Genomic DNA, 21,406 nt, shown 5'->3' with positions numbered 1-21,406 from the left:
GAGGTCCATCCATGTGGAAGCACGCCAGCATCAACCGCACCTATCGGCTGGTTTGGAGCCGCGTCCAGCAGGCCTTCGTGCCGGCGCCGGAAACGGCGCGCGGCCACAGCGCGGGCGGGACAACCCGCGCCCGGACTCGCCACGGCGACGCCATTGTCCCGAGTGACAGGCGGCCACTTTGGCAGGCCTTCAACGTGGCGCTGGCCGGCATGCTCGTCGCACCGCTGGCTCTCGCGCTTGACACGGGCGCCCTGCCTCAAGGCGGCAGCGTCGCCGCGGGCACGGCCAGCATCGCCACCCAAGGCAACGCGCTGACCCTCACCCAGGACAGCAACCGCGCTATCGTCAACTGGCAGTCGTTCGATGTTGGCACGAACGCCAGCGTGCGTTTCGTGCAGCCCTCCACCACGGCGGCTACCTTGAACCGTGTCACCGGTGGCCCGGCCAGCCAGATCCTCGGCACCATGACCGCCAACGGCCAGGTCTACCTGGTCAACCCGGCCGGCGTGCTGTTCGGCGCCAGCGCCCAGGTCAACGTGGGCAGCCTGGTGGCCTCGACCCTGCGCATCGCCGACGCCGACTTCCTCGCCAGCCGCGACCGCTTCACCCTCGACGGCGCCACCGGCGAGGTCAGCAACCAGGGCCGCATCACGGCGGCCGACGGCGGCCGCGTGGCGCTGCTGGGCGCGCGCGTGTCCAACACTGGCACCATCCTCGCCCCGCTGGGTGACGTGGCCCTGGCTGCCGGCCGGCAGATCACCTTGTCGGCCGGCGCCAACGGCCACCTCCAGATCGCCGTCGATCCGGCGGATGTGGCTACGCTGGCCAGCAACGGCGGCCTGATCCAGGCCGATGGCGGCCAGGTGATCCTCACCGCCCAGGGCGCCGACGCGCTGGCCTCGGCCGTGGTCAGTCACACCGGCACCATCCAGGCGCGCACCGTGGCGACGCGCGAGGGTCGTATCCTGCTGCTGGCCAACCTGGACCGCGGCGGCACCACCGAGGTGGCCGGTACGCTGGATGCCAGCGCGCCGCAAGGTGGCAACGGCGGCTTTATCGAGACCAGCGCCGCGCGCGTGAAGGTGGCCGCCGGTACGACGGTGACGACCCGCGCCCGCAACGGCAAGACCGGCACCTGGCTGATCGATCCCAACGACTTCACCATCGCCGCTGCCGGCGGCGACATGACCGGCGCGGATGTCAGCGCGGCGCTGCAGAATACCGACTTCGAGATCCAGAGCGTCAGGGGGAGCAAGTCCGGCAAGGGCGATATCTTCGTCAACGACACCGTGAATTGGCGCGCCAATACGCTCACCCTCACCGCCGAGCGCGATATCCAGATCAACGCCGCCATGAACGGCTCGGAAGCGGCAGGGCTGGCGTTAAGGTACGGCCAGGGCGCACCGGCCGCGGACAATACCGCCACCTACCAGGTGCGCGCGCCGGTCAACCTGGCCTCGACCGGCCGCTTCAGCACCACGCTGGGCAGTGATGGCACCACGATCAACTACACCATCATCACCGGCCTGGGGGAGCAAGGCAGCATCACGGGTAAAGACCTGCAGGGCATTAACGGCAAGCTGGGCGGTCGTTACGTGCTGGGCAACGATATCGATGCCCGTGCCACCCGTGAGTGGGACGGCGGTGCGGGATTTGACCCGCTGGGTGAGGCCAGGAATTACTTCACCGGCACGTTCGATGGGCTGGGCCACGTCATCAGCCAACTGACCGTCAACCGGCCCGACCAAGACTACGCGGGACTGTTCGGTGCTGCGCAGAACGCGGTGATCCGAAACGTCGGGCTGGACGGGGTCAGCGTCTCAGGAAAGTCACAGGTCGCCGGACTGGTCGGACAAGTCTCCGTCGGCGAGGGTGCAAAGGCCTCTCTCGACAACGCTTGGGTGAGCGGAAGCGTGTCCGGTATCGACTACGTCGGTGGCTTGGTCGGCGATATCCGTGTGAACGGCGGCACGATCAACCTCAACAACGCCTATGCCACCAGCGCCGTCAAGGGTGGGGGCAACTACATCGGTGGCCTCGTCGGATATAGCACTGTCGTTGGCTCCACCACCGTCGGTGGCACGGCCAGCATCAGCAACGTCTATGCCACGGGCGCGGTAGAAGGCGGTAACTACATCGGTGGCCTCGTCGGCTTCACTCTTGCCGACATGTACAGCACGGCCAGCATCAGCAACGCCTACGCCACGGGCGCCGTGACAGGTCCCCCTCGCGGGTTCGTCGGTGGTTTCGTCGGATACAACGCCGACGGCTCCATCAGCAACAGCTATTGGGACAGCTATTCCACCAAGCAAAGCCGTGGCGTAGGTACCGGTGGCAGCGGAAGCCTAAGTTCCGTCACCAGCGCCAACAATCAGTTCAACGCCCCCAACTATGCCTTCAAGGCCAGCGCCTACGCCAACCTGGGCACGGTCGCCACCAGCAAGAACGCCAGCGCCGGCTGGTACATGATCGAGGGCCAGACCCGGCCCTTCCTGGCCTCGGAATACAGCACCACCGTCACCAACGCCCATCAACTGCAATTGATGGCCATGGACCTCGGGGCCAACTACACCCTGGCGCGCGACATCGATGCCGGTGCAACCGGCATGAACAGCTGGGGTGGCATGTGGAATATGGCGGGATTTTCACCCATCGGCCGCAGCGACAACGCCCCCTTCAAGGGCACCTTCGATGGCCAGGGTCACGTCGTCAGCAAGCTGACCATCAAACGGTCCAGCGAGAATCTTGTGGGGCTGTTCGGTGTCGCGAAAAACGCTGCGATCCGCAACGTCGGGCTGGAAAACGTCAGCATCTCAGGAGACACATTGGTCGGTGGACTGGTCGGCAATCTCTTGGCCAATGATGGCAAGGCCTCGCTCGACAATGTCTGGTCGCGGGGAGTCGTATCAGGAAAGAGCTACGTCGGTGGGCTGGTCGGACAGAGCGCCGCCGTCGGTAGGGACAGCACGGCAAACATCAACAACGCCTCTGCCGCCGGCGAGGTAACGGGTCAGGGAGAGGGTCAGGGCTCCTACGTCGGCGGCCTGGTCGGATATCACCATGCCAACGCCAACGGTACAGTCAGCATCAGCAACGCCCACGCCACGGTTGCGGTTAAGGGTAACGACAAGGTCGGTGGCCTGGTCGGAAGAAACTCTGCCAGCGGCGCCACAGCCAACATCCGTGACGCCTTTGCCACAGGCAACGTATCGGGGACTGGTGGCTCCGTCGGCGGCCTGGCCGGCGAAAACTACGCCGGCAGCAGTAGCTCGGTCGGCATTAGCAACGCTTATGCCACAGGCAACGTATCGGGAACGGATAGGTCCTCCGTCGGCGGCCTGGTCGGACTAAACTTTGCCGGCACCAACAGTACGGCCAGCCTCAGCAACACGTATGCCACAGGCAACGTATCGGGGGCTAAGAACTCCTCCGTCGGCGGCCTAGTCGGACACAACCAGGCCGGCAACACCAACAGCACGGCCAGCATCAGCCAAGCCTATGCCACGGGCGCCGCAACCGGTGGGGCCTATAGCCATGTCGGCGGCTTAGTCGGAGACAACTTTGTCAGCAGCGGCACAGCCAGCATCAGCAAGGCCCATGCCACCGGAGCCGTCACGGGCCACACCCGCGTCGGTGGCCTGGTCGGCAACAATAGCGGCACCATCGAAGATGCGTGGGCCTCCGGCGATGTCAGCGGCGCGACGAATGTCGGCTCGCTGGTGGGCGACCAGTGGGGAACGATCCGCAATGGCAGCTACCGCCTGACCGGAGATCGCACCCTCCGTGCCTCCGAAGGCGACATCAACCTGCTGGGTGGCGTGGTGCAAGGCGACGGTGTGGTCGGCCGGACGCTCAACGTGACCGCCAGCAAGAACGCCAACCTGGGCGACATCCAACTGCCCGACAACCACCTGAACCTGGCCATTGCCGGCAACATCACGGCCGCTGATGCCGTGAGCGTCGACCGCTACACCCTCAACGCGGGCCACTGGCGCCAAATCGGCACCCTGCCCGCGTTCTCAGCCCGCGACTTCCGCCTGGCCGGCGGCACCTTCGTGCGTGCCACCGGCGGCGACGGCAGCGCCGCCACCACCCCCTACCTGCTGACCGACGTCTATGGACTGCAAGGCATGGGCACGCTGCTGTCCGGGCACTTCGCGTTGGCTGGCAATATCGACGCCAGCCACACGTCCGGATGGAACGAGGGCGCGGGATTTTCACCCATCGGCCGGGATGAGAGCGCCCCATTCACGGGCACCCTCGATGGCCAGAGCCACGTGATCAGCGGGCTGACCATCTATCGGCCCAATCAGGATTTGGTGGGGCTGTTCAGTGCTGCGGAGAATGCGTCGATTCGCAACGTCGGACTGGATAACGCCAACGTCACCGGAAGTGGGGACGTCGGTGCGCTGGTGGGACAACTCCGCGCCACCAACAACGGCACCGCTAGCATCGACAACGCCTGGGCGAGCGGGACGGCGAATGGCGTCGCTAATGTCGGTGGCCTGGTGGGATCCAACCAAGCTGACGAAGGCAGCACGGCCACCATCAGCAACGCCCATGCCACAGGCACCGTGACGGGCAAGCAACACGTCGGCGGCCTGGTCGGAGTCAACGTTGCCATCGGCGGCACGTCCCGCATTCGCAACGCCCAAGCCACAGGCGCCGTCACAGGTCTGAGTGAGGATCAGGGTGAGTATCAGGGCGACTATGTCGGCGGCTTGGTCGGCATCAACGTTGCCGTCGGCGGTACCGCCAGCATTAGCAACGCCTATGCCACAGGCGCCGTGACAGGCAACGGCAAAGTCGGCGGCCTGGTCGGAGCTAATGATGCCCTTATCGGCACCGCCAGCATCAGCAACGCCTATGCCACAGGCGCCGTCGAGGGTAACGACCGCATCGGCGGCCTCGTGGGGAGCAATGGCGGCACCATCGAAGACACCTGGGCCTCTGGCGATGTCAGCGGCGCGACGAATGTCGGCTCGCTCGTGGGCCAGGGGGAAAACGCGAGCCTCATCCGCAGCAGCTACGTGCTGACCGATGATCGCAGCATCAGCGCCTCCGAGGGCGACATCAACCTGCTGGGCGGCGTCACGCAGGACGCCGGTACCAGCGGCCGGACGCTGACCGTAAAGGCCGGCGGGAACGCGAATCTGGGTGCCATCCAATTACCCGACAACCACCTGAACCTGGACATCGCCGGCAACATCACGGCCGCTGATGCGGTGACCGTCGACCGCTACACCCTCAACGCGGGCCACTGGCGCCAAATCGGCACCCTGCCCGCGTTGTCGGCCCGCGACTTCCGCCTGGCCGGCGGCACCTTCGTGCGCGCCACCGGCGGCGACGGCAGCGCCGCCACCACCCCCTACCTGCTGACCGACGTCTATGGACTGCAAGGCATGGGCACGCTGCTGTCCGGGCATTTCGCGCTGGCTGGCGATATCGACGCCAGCGGCACGGCCAAGTGGAACGACCGCGCCGGGTTCTCGCCCATCGGGCGCGACGGCATCACCCCGTTCAAGGGCACCTTCGATGGCCGACACCACGTCATCAGCGGGTTGACTATCAACCGGCACGGCCAGGAATTCGTGGGCCTGTTCGGTGCCGCGCAGAACGCCACGATTCGCAACGTCGGACTGGATGACGCCAACATCACCGGAAATTCGAACGTCGGCGCACTGGTTGGACAACTCAAAGCCACCAACAGCGACACCGCCAGCATCGATAACGCCTGGGCGAGCGGAACGGTGAATGGCTCCGCTAGCGTCGGCGGCCTGGTTGGCGTCAACATTGCCAACGGCGGCACGGCCAGCATCAACAACGCCCATGCCACGGGCAACGTAACGGGTACCGGCACCTACAACTTCGGTGGCCTGGTTGGATACAACTATGCTGACGCTGGCGGCACGGCCAACATCAGCAGCGCCTATGCCACGGGCGCGGTAACGGGCAAGAACTTCGTCGGTGGCCTGGCCGGACAAAACGTTGCCGACAGCGGCACGGCCAGCATCAGCAACGCCTACGCCACAGGCACGGTAACTAGCAACGACGCCGTAACGGGTGCGAGTAGCGCCATCGGTGGTCTGGTCGGCATCAACCATGCCAACAATGGCGGCACGGTCAGCATCAGCGACGCCTATGCCACGGGCACCGTAGAGGGCGATAGCAATGTCGGTGGCCTGGTCGGGCGCAATGACGGCACCATCAAGGACGCATGGGCCTCCGGCGATGTCAGCGGCGTGACGAATGTCGGCTCGCTGGTGGGCACCCAGGGGGGAAGTATCCGCAACAGCGGCTACCGGCTGACCGGAGATCGCACCATCAGCGCCGCCCGTGGCGACGTCAACCTGCTGGGCGGCGTCACCCAGGGCACCGGCACCAGCGGCCAGACGCTGACCGTGACGGCCACGCGCGGGAATGCATCACTGGGCACCATCGAGCTATCCGGCAACCACCTGAGCCTGAACGTCGCCGGCAACATCACGGCCCCTGACAAGGTGGAGGTCAGCCGCTACACCCTCAACGCGGGCCACTGGCGCCAGATCGGCACCCTGCCCGCGTTGCCCACGTTCTCGGCCAGCGACTTCCGCCTGGCCGGCGGCACCTTCGTGCGCGCCACCGGGGGCGACGGCAGCGCCACCACCCCCTACCTGCTGACCGACGTCTATGGCCTGCAGGGCATGGGCAGCCTGCTGGGGGGCCATTTCGTGCTGGGCGGCAATATCGATGCCGGTGCCTCGGCGGCGTGGAACGACGGCACGGGCTTCGCGCCCATAGGCTCCTCCGCGCCCTTCACCGGCAGCCTGGATGGCCAGGGCCACATCATCAGCAACCTGACTATCAACACCCCCAGTCGCTCGACGGTGGGCCTGTTTTCCAAACTGCAGGGCGCACGGATCAGCAATCTCGGCCTGGTGAACGCCACCGTGACCGCCAATACCAGCGCTGGGGCCCTGGCCGGTACCAGCAGGGTCGACAGCGTCATCACGGGAGTCTATTCCCGCAACGGGACTATCCAGGGAAAGGGTGGCCTTGGCGGATTGGTCGGAAACAACCTCGGCACTATCTCCAATTCTTATGCGGACGGTGTCGTCACCGGCAGCCTCTTCACTTTCGGCACGGGCGGCCTGGTCGGCCAGAATGCCGGATCGGTGGAGAACAGCTATGCCACCGGCACAGTCACCGCCAACAGCTTCGTGGGCGGACTGGTGGGCACTCACAGCGGCGGCATCATCTCCAATTCCTATGCCACGGCCACGGTCAACGGCGATGGTGACTATGCCCGCGGCCTCGTCGGTAGCTACGTCGGGGGCGCCATCCAGGACAGCTTCTGGAATATGGATCTGGCCGCCATCGGCGTAGGTGCCGCCCCCGCCCCAGGCGCGAGCGGCAAGACCGGCGCGCAGTTGATGAACCTGGGCACCTACGCCGGCTGGGACATCGACAACCAGGGCGGCACCGGCAGCGTCTGGCGCATCTACGACGGCGACACCATGCCGCTGCTGCGCAGCTTCCTCAAGCCCGTCACGGTCACGGCCAGCGGCATGGACGGCAAGACCTACGACGGCACCGCCGCGAGCGGCACATTCACCTACACCACCGGCATCGCCGACGCCCTGCTGGACGGCGCGGCTACCTACGGCACCCGTTCGGCCAACGCCGGCCGCTACGCGGCGGGCCTGGGCCTGGATACGGGCCTCTATTCCGGACAATCCGGCTACGACATCATCTATGCCGACAACACGGTCACCATAGACAAGACACCGCTCACCATCACCGCCCTCGACAAGGGCAAGGTCTACGATGGGTTGATCTACACGGGCGGCTACGACGTCAGGTACGACGGCTTCGTCCACGGCGAGACCAAGGCGGCACTCGATGGCACCCTCGCCTTCGGCGGCAACGCCCAGGAGGCGTTCAACGCCGGCGACTACACCATCACCGCCAAGGACCTGAGCGCCCGCAATTACGACGTTCGCTACGTCAACGGCACGCTGACCATCGACAAAGCGCCGCTCACCATCACCGCCAACAGCGGGCGCTCCACCTACGGCGACACCCCGAGCAACCCGGGCTTCACCGCCGTGGGCCTGGTCAACGCCCAGGACGTCGGCGTGCTGGGCGACCTCGCCAACAGCTTCGGCATCGACCCCACCACCAACGCTGGCAGTCACACGCTCACCGTCACCGGCGACCTGGCCGAGGGCAACTACCGCGTCGTCGAGCGCCGCAACGGCACCTGGACCGTCGATGCCAAGGACATCACCGTCACCGCCACCGGCGGACGCTCCACCTACGGCGATACCCCGAGCAACCCGGGCTTCACCGCCGAGGGCCTGGTCAACGGCCAGAACATCGGCGTGCTGGCCGGCCTCACCAACAGCTTCGGCATCGACCCCACCACCAATGCCGACGAGTACGTGCTCACCGTCTCGGGCACGCTGACCAACGGCAACTACCGCGTCGCGCTTCGCGACGGCCGCTGGATCGTCGATCCCAAGGCCATCACCGTCACCGCCAACAGCGGCCGCTCCATCTACGGCGACGCCCCGACCAATCCGGGCCTCACCGCCGAGGGCCTGGTCAACGGCCAGAACATCGGCGTGCTGGCCGGCCTCACCAACAGCTTCGGCATCAACCACGGCACCAACGCCGGCAGCCACACGCTGCGCGTCAACGGCACACTGACCAACGGCAACTACCTCGTCACCGAAGCCCGCGACGGCACCTGGATCGTCGACCCGGCACACCTGCTCATCACCGCCAACAACGCCACCCGGATCGCCAACGGCATCCCCTACCATGGCGGCAACGGCGTCGGCTATACCGGCTTCGTCAACGGCGAGGACGCCTCGGTGCTGGAGGGCGCCCTGGCCTATGGCGGCAGCGCGCAGGGTGCTACGCAGCCGGGCATCTATGGCCTGACCGCGGCAGGCCTGCGCTCCGGCAACTACCGCATCGATTACCGCGACGGCTCCCTGACGATCGGCGTGGCACAGGGGATGATTACCGCCGGACAACTGGAAAACAGCGCCATCGATGCGCGCTACGCCGCCCGCCACGACACTCCGTTCGGCCCCCGTCCGTCGCGGCTGGCGAGCCTCTCGCAACCCGACCAGGGGCCGTCCCGGCTGCCGCTGAGCTTCGCCGAGAATTTCATCCGCGTGGAACCATGAAACCTTCCGCTTATCGCTGTCCACCGGATCACGCCGTCGCCACAGGCCACCGACGCGGTTCGGGAACGCGCGCGCCTGGGCGCCATCGTCGCGCTTGTCGCAACGCTTGTCGTTTGCGCGCGAACATCCGACTGCGGAATAAGACAATTCCCAAACAGACTCAGCACTTGCACGGCTTGTCAATTTTGCCCGGCTGCGATATTGCTCGAAGCATGCTTGCTGCCTTGTCCACCTCATCCATCTCCATCCTCATCGTCGAAGACGATGCGCCGCTGCGCGAGGAGTTCGAGCGCATGGTTCAGGCTCACGATGGGCTGCACCTGCTGGGCGCCGCCGGCACGCTGGCGCAGGCGCGTGCATTGCTGCAAAGCTGCCGCCCCGATGTGATGATCGTCGACCTGGGTCTGCCCGACGGCGACGGCGTCGAACTGATCGCGGCCGTGGCGCGCGAACGGCCCGAGACCGCGTCGCTGGTGGCGACGGTGTTCGGCGACGAGGCCCATGTCATTCGCGCCATCGAGGCCGGCGCGCGCGGCTACCTGCTCAAGGACACCTCGCTGGAAGAGTTCGCCCATGCGCTGCGCGTGGTGCACGACGGCGGCTCGCCGCTGTCGCCACGGATCGCGTGCCATCTGCTCAAGCGCCTGGCGCCGGCGGCGCAGCCGGCATGGCAGGCTGGCCCCAACGCGCTGACCGGCCGCGAGATCGACATCCTGACCCGCATCTCGCAAGGCTACACGGTGGCCGAGGCCGCCAGTCTCATGCATATCTCGGCGCATACGGCCTCCACGCACGTCAAGAATATCTACAGCAAGCTGGCGGTGCGCAACCGGGTCGAAGCGGTCAACCTGGCGCGCCGCCAGGGCCTGATACGATGAAGCACCCGTGGATGCGGCTGCCGGCCTGCATGGTAGCGCTGCTGGCCTGCCTGCTAGTGCTGCCCGATAGCGTCCAGGCCATCAACCCGGTCACGCCCACGGCGCAGGCCGCGCCCGCCGCCACGATGCCCGGGACGCTCACCCCGGCGCTGCCCGCCACCGACGACGGCGTGCTGTGGCTGGAGCACGGCGAATTCGTCGCCAGCGACGCGCCGCTGCCGCCCGCCGCCGGCTGGACGCCTGTCGCGCTGCCCGACAACTGGCGCCTGAGCCGGCCGCAATACAGCGGCTACGGCTGGTACCGCCTGCGCTTCACCCTGCCCGCGGTGCCGCGCCAGCCCCAGGCCCTCTACCTGCCGCGGCTGGCGCTGATCGGCGAGCTATGGCTCAACGGCTCGCTGCTGAGTCCCGACGTGCGCTTCGACGAAGCGGGCCGCAAGGGCGACAGCATGGCCGATGCGCCCCTCTACCTCGTGCTGCCTTCCGCCCTGTTCCATCCCGGCGAAAACGTGCTGGACGTGCGCCTGCAAGGCGATCGCGGCCTGCGCAGCGGCCTGTCGGCCATCCGGCTCGGGCCCACCCATGTCCTGCATCCGGTCTGGCTGCTGCGCTACCTGCCGCAGGTCGTGGCGCCCTACATCCTGCTGGTGCTGGTCGCCGGCGCGTTGTGCTTTCTCTCCGCCTACGCCCGGCGCCAGCGGCGCTTCGGGGCCACGCCGCAGGCCTTTCTGGCCGGTCTGGTGACGCTGTTGCTGTACCTGACGCAGGCACTGCCGGTGTCGCGCGACAGCCTGGAAGGACTGCGCGCCCTGGCCAGCCTGCCCATGTACTGGCTGCTGTGCGTGGAAGGCTATCGCCTGAGCGGCTTCGCCTTACGCGGCATGCATGCCGTCATCCACGGCCTGTCGGCGCTGACCGTGGCGGCCATCGTGGCGGCGCTGGCCCTGGGCAATGCCGGCGACGACATATGGATGCTGACCTGGCCGCACCTCGCCCTGCGGGTGCTGCTGTGCGGCCTGCTGCTGGTGGCCGGCTGGCGCCGGCGTTCGCCCAAGCTCGCACTGCTGGCGTTGAGCGCGGCGTTGTGGTGCGCAACGGTGGCGCAGTCCTACCTGATCCTGATGGAGTGGCTGCCCTGGGACGCATTCCGCTGGAGCGTCGCCGGCGCGCTGCCTTTCTGCGTCGTGCTGATCTTCGTTTTCGCCGAGCGCTTCATCCTCGACCGCGAGGAAAGCGCGCGCGAACGGCAGGCGGCCATCGCCACCGAGCGCGGCCGCATCCTGCAGGACATGCACGACGGCATGGGCGCCCAGCTCATCACCGCGCGCCGCCTGGCCCAGCGGCCCGACGTCGACCGCCGGGACCTGGAGCGCGCCATCGAGGAGTCGCTGCAGGACCTGCGCCTGATCATCGACTCGCTGGACCTGACCGACAGCGACCTGCTGCCGCTGCTGGGCAACCTGCGGTTCCGCCTGGCGCCGCGCCTGGCCACGCTGGGCATACACCTGGCGTGGGACGTGCTGCCGCCGCCCGAGCTGGACGCGCTGACGCCGACGTCGGCGCTGGCCATCCTGCGCATCGTGCAGGAGGCCATCAACAACGCGCTGCGCCACGCCGCGCCCGCTCACATCCGCGTATCGGTGCGGCCCGAGGGCGAGCACATCGTCATCCGGGTCGCGGACGACGGACAGGGCTTCGATCAGCCGGCTGCCGGCCCGGGCTCGCGCGGGCTGGCCGGCATGCGCCTGCGCGCCGAGCGCATCGGCGCCCGGCTGGACGTGCGCAGCGCGCCCGGCCGCGGCACCGAGGTCAGCCTGACGATCCCGACGGCCACGCCGCCGACACCGTAGGGCACCCGATTGAAGAGGGGCGCGGCGTTGCGCAGGCGGGCATCCCTGGCAGCCGCCCGCGTCACGCGCGGTATCGAGAGCGCGACGGAAAAGCATCTGTCATTGCCAGGCCAAACGACCCGACACCGCGATGACACGCATCAACGAAGCTTTCGGCAAATGACGCCATACTTGACCGTGATTGGCCAAGACCGTCGGCGACGGTCTCCGGGCGATGCAGGCCGTGACGTATATATGCGCTTGCCATGTTGAAAGGAGTTGATATGTGGACAGTCGAGGTCACAGGTGAATGCGCCGCGACACCGGCCCAGGTCTTCGGCATCCTGGCGAAGCCGGAGAAGTGGTCGGAGTGGAACAAGGGCGTCCTCAGAATCGAGATGCATGGACCGTTCCGGGCCGGCACGACGGCGGTGATGGTCCTGCCGGATTCGACGGCGCTGCCGTTCCGCTTCGCGTGGGTCGAGGCCGACAAAGGCTTCGAGGATGTGACCGAGGTCCCCGACGCCGGTGTGGTCGTCCGTGTTCGCCACGAACTATCGGCGACCGGGCACGGCACCCGGATCACCTATCGCTGCGAAGTCGACGGACCGGAGCCGGCAGCCAGCGAGGTGGGGGCTGCGGTTACTTCCGACTTCGCCGATGTCATCGCTGCCCTCGGTTCTCGGGCGGAGCGAGAAATCTCGCGTTGAAACGGGCGACAAGACCCGTTTTTCATGGTGCAACCGTCCGGCTCCGCCAACCATCTCGCATGAGTTTCGCCCCGACCCAGGGGCGCCTGCGATCCCGCGTGCAAATGCTCGACACACGGCCCAGCGCTGGCCGTCTGCCATCGCCAGTCCCGCATGGCGCCCTGCCGGCCCCGGTGTTTCTCGTCGGCACGGCGGCGAGAGACCACCCGACAGCCATGCGCAACGCTGCGCCCGAATGCAGGCCAGCCCGCCCGGCACACCGGCGCGGGAAAATCCACGCCGCACATCGGCACGCGCGGGTCGGCGATCACGGAACGAGAGCCCGTCATCGCGGAAAAGGCGGCACCGCCGCCGGCTTGCGCTAGATCAAGCCATCGTACAATCACCGGGATAACATTTCGACACCCGCACCCGTCGCCCCACGGATCAAGGCTTCTCCGATGTCCCTTCCCTCTCGCCTGCTCCTCGCGCTGATAGCCCGGTTCCCGGAGCCATCCAACAACGCCTGCCCATTCGGGGCACGATAGTCGATGAAAAAGAAGCCTGGCTGGGGTATCGCAGTACTGTTGTCGGTCATGGTCGTCGCGGGCACCTTGTGGTGGCTTGGCACGCATCGCGATCCCTGGCCCGCGTATGTCGTCCACAGCAACGGGCGCATGGAGATCGGCCGGCTCGACGTGGCCGTGAAGTACGGCGGCCGCGTGATCGACCTGCCCGTGCGCGAGGGCGATGCCGTGGCTGCCGGCGCCGTGGTCGCGCGCCAGGATGACGCCGAACTGCAGGCCCAGCTGAGCCTGGCCAACGCCGCGCGGGAGCGCGCCATGCAGGCGGCATCGCGGGCGCAGGCGGAAATCGATGCGCGCGCGAGCCGGCAGCGGCTGGCGCGGCTGGAGCTGACCGAGGCGGTCAAGCTCTATCAGGACCAACAGATTTCCTCGGTGGAGCGGGATCGCCGGCAGTTTGGCCTGGATGGCGAGAATGCGGGCGCGGCGGGCGCGCGGGCGGCGCTCGGCGAGGCCCGGGCCGCGATCGTGGAGGCCGATGCCCAGATCGCCCGCCTGAAGGTGCTGCTCGACGAGAGCGTGATCCATGCGCCCGTGGCCGGCCGCGTGGAATACCGCGTGATCGAGGTCGGCGCGGTGCTGCCGGCGGGCGGGCGCGTGGTGTCGCTGCTGAATCTGGCCGACATGTACTTCACCGTGTTCCTGCCGGCCGGCGCCGCCGGCAAGCTGGCCATCGGCGACGAGGCCCGCATCGTGCTGGATGCGATGCCGGACGAGCCGATCCCGGCGCGAGTCGGTTTCGTCGCCAGCGAGGCGCAGTTCACGCCCAAGTACGTGGAGACGGATGCCGAGCGGGCCAAGCTCATGTACCGCGTCAAGCTGCAGTTGACGCCGGAGATGGCGCAGCACTACGCGGCCAGGCTGAAGGCCGGCATGACGGGCGACGGCTTCGTGCGCCTGAATGCCTCCCAGCCCTGGCCCGCCGCGCTGGCGCCGCGCAAGCGGCCGGACTGACACCGTGGCCAGCCAGCACGCCGGCGAGGCCGCGTCCATCCGCGTCGAGGGCGTCTCGCACCGCTATGGCGCGAGCGTGGCGCTGGACAACGTGTCGCTCACGCTGCCGGGCAACGCCACCATCGGCCTGATCGGCCCCGATGGCGTCGGCAAGTCGACCCTGCTGGGCCTGATCGCCGGGGTCAAGCGCATCCAGCAGGGCAGCGTTTCGGTGCTGGGCGCGGATCTGCGCGACCGGCGCGCGCGCGAGGCGCTGTCGCCGCGCGTGGCCTTCATGCCGCAGGGGCTGGGGCGCAATCTCTACCCGACGCTGTCCGTGGTCGAGAACATCGATTTCTTCGCCCGGCTGTTCGGCCTGGATGCGGCCGAGCGGCGCCGGCGCATCGCGCGCCTGCTCGCGGCCACCGGCCTCGCCCCGTTCCCGGACCGGCCGGCGGGCAAGCTCTCGGGCGGCATGAAACAGAAGCTGGGACTGTGCTGCGCGCTGGTGCACGATCCCGACCTGCTGATCCTCGACGAGCCCACCACGGGCGTGGACCCGCTGTCGCGGCGCCAGTTCTGGACGCTGGTGGAGGACCTGCGGGCGGAGCAGCGGAACATGACGGTGATCGTCGCCACCGCGTACATCGAGGAAGCGCAGCGCTTCGAGCATCTGGTGGCAATGGACATGGGCAAGGTGCTGGTGTGCGATCGCACCGCCGACGTGCTCGCGCGCGCCGGCACCAGCGATCTCGAACAGGCTTACGTCTCGCTGCTGCCGGCCTCGCGGCGCGGCAGCGCCGCGGGCCTGGTGATGCCGCCGCGCCCGCCCGACGACCGCGGGCCCGCCATCGAGGCCGAAGGCCTGACGCGGCGCTTCGGCGACTTCGTCGCCGTGGACAACGTGAGCTTTCGCATCGGGCGCAGCGAGATCTTCGGCTTTCTCGGCTCCAATGGCTGCGGCAAGACCACCACCATGAAGATGCTGACCGGGCTGCTCGACGCCACCAGCGGCAGCGCGCGCCTGCTCGGCCAGACCATCGACGCCCGCGACATGCGCACGCGCATGCGGGTGGGCTACATGTCGCAGGCATTCTCGCTCTACGAGGAGCTCACGGTGCGGCAGAACCTCGACCTGCACGCCAAGCTCTACCGCATGGAGAACGCCGCGGCGCGGCAGGCCGTGGGAGAGGCCCTGCACGATTTCGAGCTGGAGCCATACGCCGATGCGCAGCCCGCCGCGTTGTCGCTGGGCATCCGCCAGCGCCTGCAACTGGCCGCGGCCTGCCTGCACCACCCGGAAGTGCTGATCCTCGACGAGCCGACTTCCGGCGTGGACCCGGCCGCCCGGGACATGTTCTGGCGCCACCTGGCGCAGCTTTCGCGCCAGCAGCAGGTCACCATCTTCGTCTCCACCCACTTCATGAACGAGGCCGCGCGCTGCGACCGCATCTCGTTCATGCATCGCGGCCGGGTGCTGGCGGTGGGCACGCCGGCGGAGCTGCAGGAAAGCCGCCACGCCCACACGCTGGAAGATGCCTTCGTCAGCTACCTGGAAGAGGCCGAGAGCCCGGCTCATGACGCGGCGGCGGCTACCGCGGCTGTTGCGGCTGCTGCGGCTTCCGCGCCGGCATCGCCCGCGCAACCGGCGCCGGCCCCGCCGCCGGACGGCCGCCGCGCGGCCAGGTCCGGCGGCTCGGCGCTGGCGCGCACGTGGGCGTTCGGCCGGCGCGAGGCCATGGAGCTGGCGCGCGACAAGCTCCGGCTGGCGTTTGCCATCCTCGGCCCCATCGTGCTGCTCTGCGCCGCGGCGTGGAGCGTGTCGTTCGACGTGGAGAACGTGCGCTTCGCCGTGCTGGACCGCGACCAGAGCCGCGCTAGCCGCGAACTGGTGGAGCAGTTCTCCGGCTCGCGCTACTTCGTGCAGACGGACGCCACGCGAGACGACGCGGATGCCGACCGGCGCCTGCGCGCGGCCGCCGCCACGATGGTGATCGAGATCCCGCCCGGCTTCGCGCGCGACCTGCTGGCCGGCCGGCAGCCGCAGGTCGCGTTCCGCATCGACGGCTCCAGCCCTTTCCCCGGCGCGACCACGCGCGCCTACGTCACCGGCGTGCTGCTGGCGTATGCCGAGGCGCAGATGCGCGCGCAGCCGGCCCGGGCGCCGGCGCTGCCGATTGCCATCGAATCCCGCTTCGTCTACAACCAGGAATTCCGCAGCATCTACGCCATCACGCCGGGCATCGTCATGCTGGCGCTGATCCTGATCCCCACCATGCTGACCGCGCTCGGCGTGGTGCGTGAAAAGGAGATGGGATCCATCACCAACCTGTATGCCTCGCCGGCGAGCGTGGGCGAATACCTGATCGGCAAGCAGATGCCCTATGTGGCGCTGGCGATGGTCAGCTACCTGACCCTGGTGGCGCTGGCGATCGTGCTGCTCCAGGTGCCGCTCAAGGGCTCCTTCTTCGCCCTGTCGCTGGGCGCGGCGCTGTTCGTGCTGGCCGCGACCGCCCTCGGCCTGCTGGTGTCCACCTTCGTGCGCTCGCAGGTGGCGGCCATCTTCGGCACCGCCATCCTGTGCCTGATCCCGTCCGTCAACTTCTCCGGCCTGCTCTATCCGGTGTCCACGCTGACCGGCAGCAGCTACTGGATCGGGCTGGGATTTCCGTCGTCGTGGTTCCAGCTGGTCAGCCTGGGCAGCTTCACCAAGGGCCTGGGCGCGGGCAGCTTCGGCACCATGTACCTGGCCTTGCTGGGTTTTGCGCTGTCATACCTCGCTGCCGCGCGCCTGCTGTTGCGCAAGCAGGAAACCTAGCCCGGAGCCGCCGAGATGAACCAGTGGTGCAAGAACGTGGCGCGGCTGTGCGGCAAGGAATTGCGCAGCCTGTCGAGCGACATCACGCTGATGGTGCTGATCGCGTTCGCCTTCACGCTGGCCGTGCAGTCAGTGGCCAAGGGCATCAAGGCGGAAGTATCGAACGCATCGGTGGCCATCGTCGACGCCGACCATTCCGAACTCTCGCGCCGCCTGCGCAACGCGATCCGCCCGCCGTATTTCAAGACGCCCGTCGACGTGGACCGGCATGCCGTGGACGAGGAGATGGACCGCGGACGCTATATCTTCGCCATCGAGATCCCGCCGCGCCTCGAGGCCGACGTGCTCGCCGGCAGGACACCGACCGTGCAGGTGCTCGTCGATGCCACGGCGATGACGCAGGCCGGGCTCGGCTCGGCCTACCTGCAGCAGATCTTCACGCGCGAGGTGCTCGAATTCCTGCACGCCGCCGACATCGAGGCGCAGCTTCCGGTGCGCGTGGAAAGCACGGTGATGTTCAATCCCAATACGGAATCGCACTGGTTTACGTCCACCATGCAGATCGTGGTCAACATCACCGTGCTGGCCATCATCCTGGTCGGCGCCGCGGTCATCCGCGAACGCGAGCACGGCACCATCGAACACCTGCTGGTGATGCCGGTGCGCGCCAGCGAGATCGCGGTGGCCAAGATCCTCGCCAACGGCGCGGTGATCTTCGTGGCCTCCCTGCTGTCGCTGTGGCTGGTGGTCCATCTGTGGCTGAAGGTGCCGCTCTCGGGCTCGCCGGCGCTGTTCGCGCTGAGCACGGCGCTGTACCTGTTTTCCGTCACGGCGCTGGGCATGTGGCTGGCCACGGTGGCGCCGTCGATGCCGCAGTTCGGCCTGCTGGCGGTGCCGACCTACGCCGTGGCCTACCTGCTGTCCGGCGCCGCCACGCCGGTGCAAAGCATGCCGGCCGCCATGCAGCGCGCCGTGCAATTCCTGCCGACCACCCAGTTCGTCAACCTCACCCAGGCCATCCTGTTCCGCAGCGCGGGCCTGGAGGTCGTGTGGCCGCAGTTGCTGGGCGTCACGGCCGCGGGCGGGATCTTCCTCGCGCTGGCGCTCGCGCGCTTTCGCTCCATGCTAGCGCAGCAGGGCTAGGCCGCCATGCCGGAACGCCACGCACATTCCCCCGCAACCACGCCACCCAAGCGGATTTCTGCCTTGAGCCATAGTCCAGGAGCCACCCTCGCCACCCTTGTCACCGTTGCCGGCCTTGTCGCGTGCGTCGCGCTCGGCCTGCCCGGCTGCACCACGGTGAGCGTCGCCGTGCCGGGCAGCGTCGCGCTGCCCGCCGCGTTCACGGAAGCCCCCGACCCGGCCGCGCCGGGCGCCGGGCAGGACCTGTCGCAATGGTGGCAGAACTGGGAAGACCCCGAACTGACGCAGCGGATCACCCGCACCCTGCAGGCCAATCCCGATCTGCGCCTGGCGCAGGCCCGCGTGGCGGAGGCGCACGCCACCGGCCGGATCGCCGATTCGGCGCTCTACCCGACGCTCTCGGCGCAGGCGCGCGCCGCGCGCGGCGTGACCGACCTGCGCAGCCCGGCCGGCCTGCCCGACATGTCGCCGGGCGTGGACGGCTACCTTGCCGGGGCCACCGTGGCATGGGAGATCGATGTCTTCGGCGGCCGGCGCAGCGACGCGCAGGCCGCCGCGGCCGTCGCGCTCGGCGCCGAAGAGCAGATGCGCGGCACGCGCCTGATGATCGCCGCCGACGTGGCCGAGAACTACTTCGCGGCGCGCGGCCTGCAGCGCCGCCTGCAGGTGCTGGAGCGCAGCGTCGACACCGTGGCGCAGTTGCTGCGCTACACCCGCGCGCGCCGTGCCGCCGGGCAGGCGCTGCCGTTCGACGTGGATCGCGTGAGCGAACAGCTCGACGCGCTGCGCGCGCAGCGGCCCGTGCTGCTAAGCCAGATCTCGGTCCGCGAGCGCCGCCTGGCCGTGCTCGCCGGCGACGCGCCCCAGGGCACCGCCGCGCTGCCCGCGCCGGCGGCGTTCTTCGTGCCGGCGCCTCCCGCCGGACAGTTGCCGTCCGAGGTCATCCAGCGGCGGCCCGACGTGCGCGCCAACGCCGCGCTCGTGCAGGCGCAGGCCGCCAGGCTCGGCAGCGCCAAGGCGGAGCTGTTCCCGCGCTTCTACCTGACCTTCCTCGGCCAGGACGGGCGCCTGCATCTGGAGGGACTGCCGGCGCTGAGCGGCTCCGGCGGCTTGCTGGGCGTCGGCGTGCAACTGCCGATCTTCACGGCCGGGCGCATCCAGGCCAATATCGACGCCGCGGATGCCCGCCTGCAAGCGGCGCAGGCGAACTACGACATGGTCGTGCTGCGCGCGCTCGAGGAAGTGGACAACGCCTACGGCGTTCGCCGTGGCCTGGACCAGCGCAACGCCACGCTGGATACGGTGGTGGCCACCGCGCGGCGCAACAGCGAAAGCGCCGTGCGCCTCTATGAAGGCGGCCTGCGCACGCTGCAGGACGTGCTGGATGCGCGCGTCGACGCGTTGCGGCGCGAAGACGAGCAGATCCAGACGCAGACGGGCCAGGCCATTGCCTCCGTGCAACTGTACCGGGTGCTGGGCGGAGGATGGCCCGCCGGCCGGGCGACGAACGCCGGCGAATGAGTGGTGGCGCGAGTGAGCGGCATCGGGCGTTCCGCCCAGACCGGCAGAACGGGATCGGCTTTTCTGGAGTGACGGGCTGGCAGTGCCGGATCGGTGTCGACCGTGCACCGTGCCGACGTGACCGTGAAAACGTGCCGGGACGCGCGGCGCGTGACAGCGCGGAAGTGGGCAACCGACAGACAGATTTCGCCCGGTAATAGGTCCGCTGACGGCCCACAAAAAACAAAACCCCGGAAGACCGCGATCTTCCGGGGTTCTGCCGCCATTGCTGGCGGAGACGGAGGGATTCGAACCCTCGATCCAGGTTTTGGCCCGGATGCTCCCTTAGCAGGGGAGTGCCTTCGACCTCTCGGCCACGTCTCCCAAACCTGCCGTTGTGTGAGGGAGGCCACACAACGAAGCGCGTATTCTATCGGGGTGTTTTCGATTGGTCAACGAAGTTTCGATGACCGGCCGCAAAAATTTGTGCACCCCGGCAAAACGTGCGGCGGGCCGGATGCGGCCTGCCGCGCCGGATCACGCCTGATCCAGCTCGAACACCTTGTGCAGTGCGCGCACCGCGAGTTCCATGTACTTCTCGTCGATCAGCACCGAGATCTTGATTTCCGAGGTGGAGATCATCTGGATGTTGATGCCTTCCTCGGACAGCGTGCGGAACATCTTGCTGGCGATGCCGACGTGCGAGCGCATGCCCACGCCGACCACCGAGACCTTCGACACCTTGGGGTCGCCCGACACGCTGGCGGCGCCGATGTGGCCCTTCACGCCGTCGTTCAGGATGGACAGCGCGCGCTGGTATTCGCCGCGCGGCACGGTGAAGGTGAAGTCGGTCTTGCCGTCGACGGACTGGTTCTGGATGATCATGTCGACGTCGATATTGGCGTCGGCGATCGGGCCCAGGATCTGGTAGGCGATGCCGGGCTTGTCGGGCACGCCCAGGACGGTGATCTTGGCCTCGTCACGGGCAAAGGCGATGCCGGAGATGACGGCTGCTTCCATGTCAGACTCTTCCTCAAAAGTGATCAGCGTGCCCGAGTGCATTTCTTTCTCGAGCGGCATCAGGGGGTCGGTCAGCGACGACAGTACGCGGGTCTTCACGCGGTACTTGCCGGCGAACTCCACCGAGCGGATCTGCAGCACCTTGGAGCCGAGGCTGGCCATTTCCAGCATTTCCTCGAAGGTGATCTTGTCCAGGCGGCGGGCGTCCTCGACCACGCGCGGATCGGTCGTGTAGACGCCGTCCACGTCGGTGTAGATCAGGCATTCGTCGGCTTCGATGGCCGCGGCGATGGCCACGGCCGAGGTATCCGAGCCGCCGCGGCCGAGCGTGGTGATGTTGCCTTCGTCGTCGATGCCCTGGAAGCCGGTGATGACGACCACGCGCCCGGCATCGACGTCGGCGAGGATGCGCTCGTCGTCGATCGATTCGATGCGGGCCTTGGTGAAGGCCGAATCGGTTTTCACGGGCACTTGCCAGCCGGTGTAGCTGATGGCGTCGATGCCCTCGCCTTGCAGCGCGATGGCCAGCAGCGCCACGCTGGCCTGTTCGCCGGTGGAGGCCAGCATATCCAGTTCGCGCGGGTTCGGCTGGGCCGAGATTTCCCTGGCGAGGCCGAGCAGGCGATTGGTCTCGCCCGACATGGCCGAAGGCACCACGACTACGCGGTGGCCGGCGCGGTGCCATTTGGCAACGCGCTTGGCGACATTCTTGATGCGTTCCGGAGAACCCATCGAAGTGCCGCCGTATTTGTGAACGATGAGAGCCATCTTCTTGTCGACGCCAGCGATTGTGCAAAACCTCTGAAAATACACGAAGAGGCGTGCCGAGGCAA

9 protein-coding genes and 1 tRNA gene are annotated in these 21,406 nt (G+C 67.9%); 8 read left to right on the top strand and 2 right to left on the bottom strand.

Features of this window, described 5'->3' with window-relative positions; genetic code table 11:
• The first annotated feature begins 11 nt into the window (after positions 1 to 11).
• The 8 genes from ACWTPI_RS07160 (at position 12) to ACWTPI_RS07125 (ending at position 19,574) form a co-directional block, all read left to right on the top strand.
• Entirely contained in the window at positions 12 to 9,179 is a 9,168-nt protein-coding gene (locus ACWTPI_RS07160) for a GLUG motif-containing protein (RefSeq protein ID WP_454731262.1), read from the top strand.
• Positions 9,180 to 9,403: 224 nt separating this feature from the next.
• A complete protein-coding gene (locus tag ACWTPI_RS07155) occupies positions 9,404 to 10,057 on the top strand; it encodes a response regulator (protein ID WP_454731261.1) in 654 nt (217 codons plus the stop codon).
• Positions 10,054 to 11,907, top strand: a complete 1,854-nt coding sequence (locus ACWTPI_RS07150) for a sensor histidine kinase (RefSeq protein ID WP_454731260.1) — start codon at positions 10,054 to 10,056, stop codon at positions 11,905 to 11,907. Before ACWTPI_RS07155 ends, ACWTPI_RS07150 begins: the two co-directional genes overlap by 4 nt.
• Positions 11,908 to 12,170: 263 nt before the next feature.
• A complete protein-coding gene (locus ACWTPI_RS07145; protein WP_454731259.1) occupies positions 12,171 to 12,596 on the top strand; it encodes an SRPBCC family protein in 426 nt (141 codons plus the stop codon).
• Between the two features lie 530 nt (positions 12,597 to 13,126).
• Positions 13,127 to 14,113, top strand: coding sequence for an HlyD family secretion protein (locus tag ACWTPI_RS07140; RefSeq protein WP_454731258.1), 987 nt, complete (start codon positions 13,127 to 13,129; stop codon positions 14,111 to 14,113).
• A 4-nt stretch (positions 14,114 to 14,117) separates the two neighbouring features.
• The gene (gene rbbA, locus ACWTPI_RS07135) at positions 14,118 to 16,910 is read left to right on the top strand and encodes a ribosome-associated ATPase/putative transporter RbbA (RefSeq protein WP_454731257.1); all 2,793 of its coding nucleotides are present in this window, start codon (positions 14,118 to 14,120) and stop codon (positions 16,908 to 16,910) included.
• 15 nt (positions 16,911 to 16,925) lie between these two features.
• Complete coding sequence (locus ACWTPI_RS07130; RefSeq protein ID WP_059412921.1) at positions 16,926 to 18,053, top strand: ABC transporter permease; 1,128 nt, start codon at positions 16,926 to 16,928, stop codon at positions 18,051 to 18,053.
• 63 nt (positions 18,054 to 18,116) lie between these two features.
• Positions 18,117 to 19,574 carry a TolC family protein gene (locus ACWTPI_RS07125; protein ID WP_454731256.1) on the top strand — a complete coding sequence of 486 codons (1,458 nt, stop codon included), beginning with the start codon at positions 18,117 to 18,119 and terminating at the stop codon, positions 19,572 to 19,574.
• Positions 19,575 to 19,843: 269 nt separating this feature from the next.
• Here ACWTPI_RS07125 and ACWTPI_RS07120 read toward each other — a convergent pair.
• Both ACWTPI_RS07120 and ACWTPI_RS07115 read right to left on the bottom strand, forming a co-directional pair.
• Positions 19,844 to 19,937 (bottom strand) — tRNA-Ser (locus tag ACWTPI_RS07120).
• Positions 19,938 to 20,090: 153 nt separating this feature from the next.
• Complete coding sequence (locus ACWTPI_RS07115; protein WP_029044270.1) at positions 20,091 to 21,341, bottom strand: aspartate kinase; 1,251 nt, start codon at positions 21,339 to 21,341, stop codon at positions 20,091 to 20,093.
• Positions 21,342 to 21,406: the final 65 nt, after the last annotated feature.

The organism is Cupriavidus ulmosensis (assembly GCF_977008105.1).
Note: the sequence above shows the minus strand (reverse complement) of the source record. Positions and strands in the feature narration are given on the sequence as shown.

Bases quoted from the DNA above. Each gene is read 5' to 3' on its own strand.
- ACWTPI_RS07140 (WP_454731258.1), top strand. From the start codon at position 13,127: ATGAAAAAGAAGCCTGGCTGGGGTATCGCAGTACTGTTGTCGGTCATG.
- ACWTPI_RS07150 (WP_454731260.1), top strand. From the start codon at position 10,054: ATGAAGCACCCGTGGATGCGGCTGCCGGCCTGCATGGTAGCGCTGCTG.
- ACWTPI_RS07160 (WP_454731262.1), top strand. From the start codon at position 12: ATGTGGAAGCACGCCAGCATCAACCGCACCTATCGGCTGGTTTGGAGC.
- ACWTPI_RS07145 (WP_454731259.1), top strand. From the start codon at position 12,171: ATGTGGACAGTCGAGGTCACAGGTGAATGCGCCGCGACACCGGCCCAG.
- ACWTPI_RS07130 (WP_059412921.1), top strand. From the start codon at position 16,926: ATGAACCAGTGGTGCAAGAACGTGGCGCGGCTGTGCGGCAAGGAATTG.
- ACWTPI_RS07115 (WP_029044270.1), bottom strand. From the start codon at position 21,341: ATGGCTCTCATCGTTCACAAATACGGCGGCACTTCGATGGGTTCTCCG.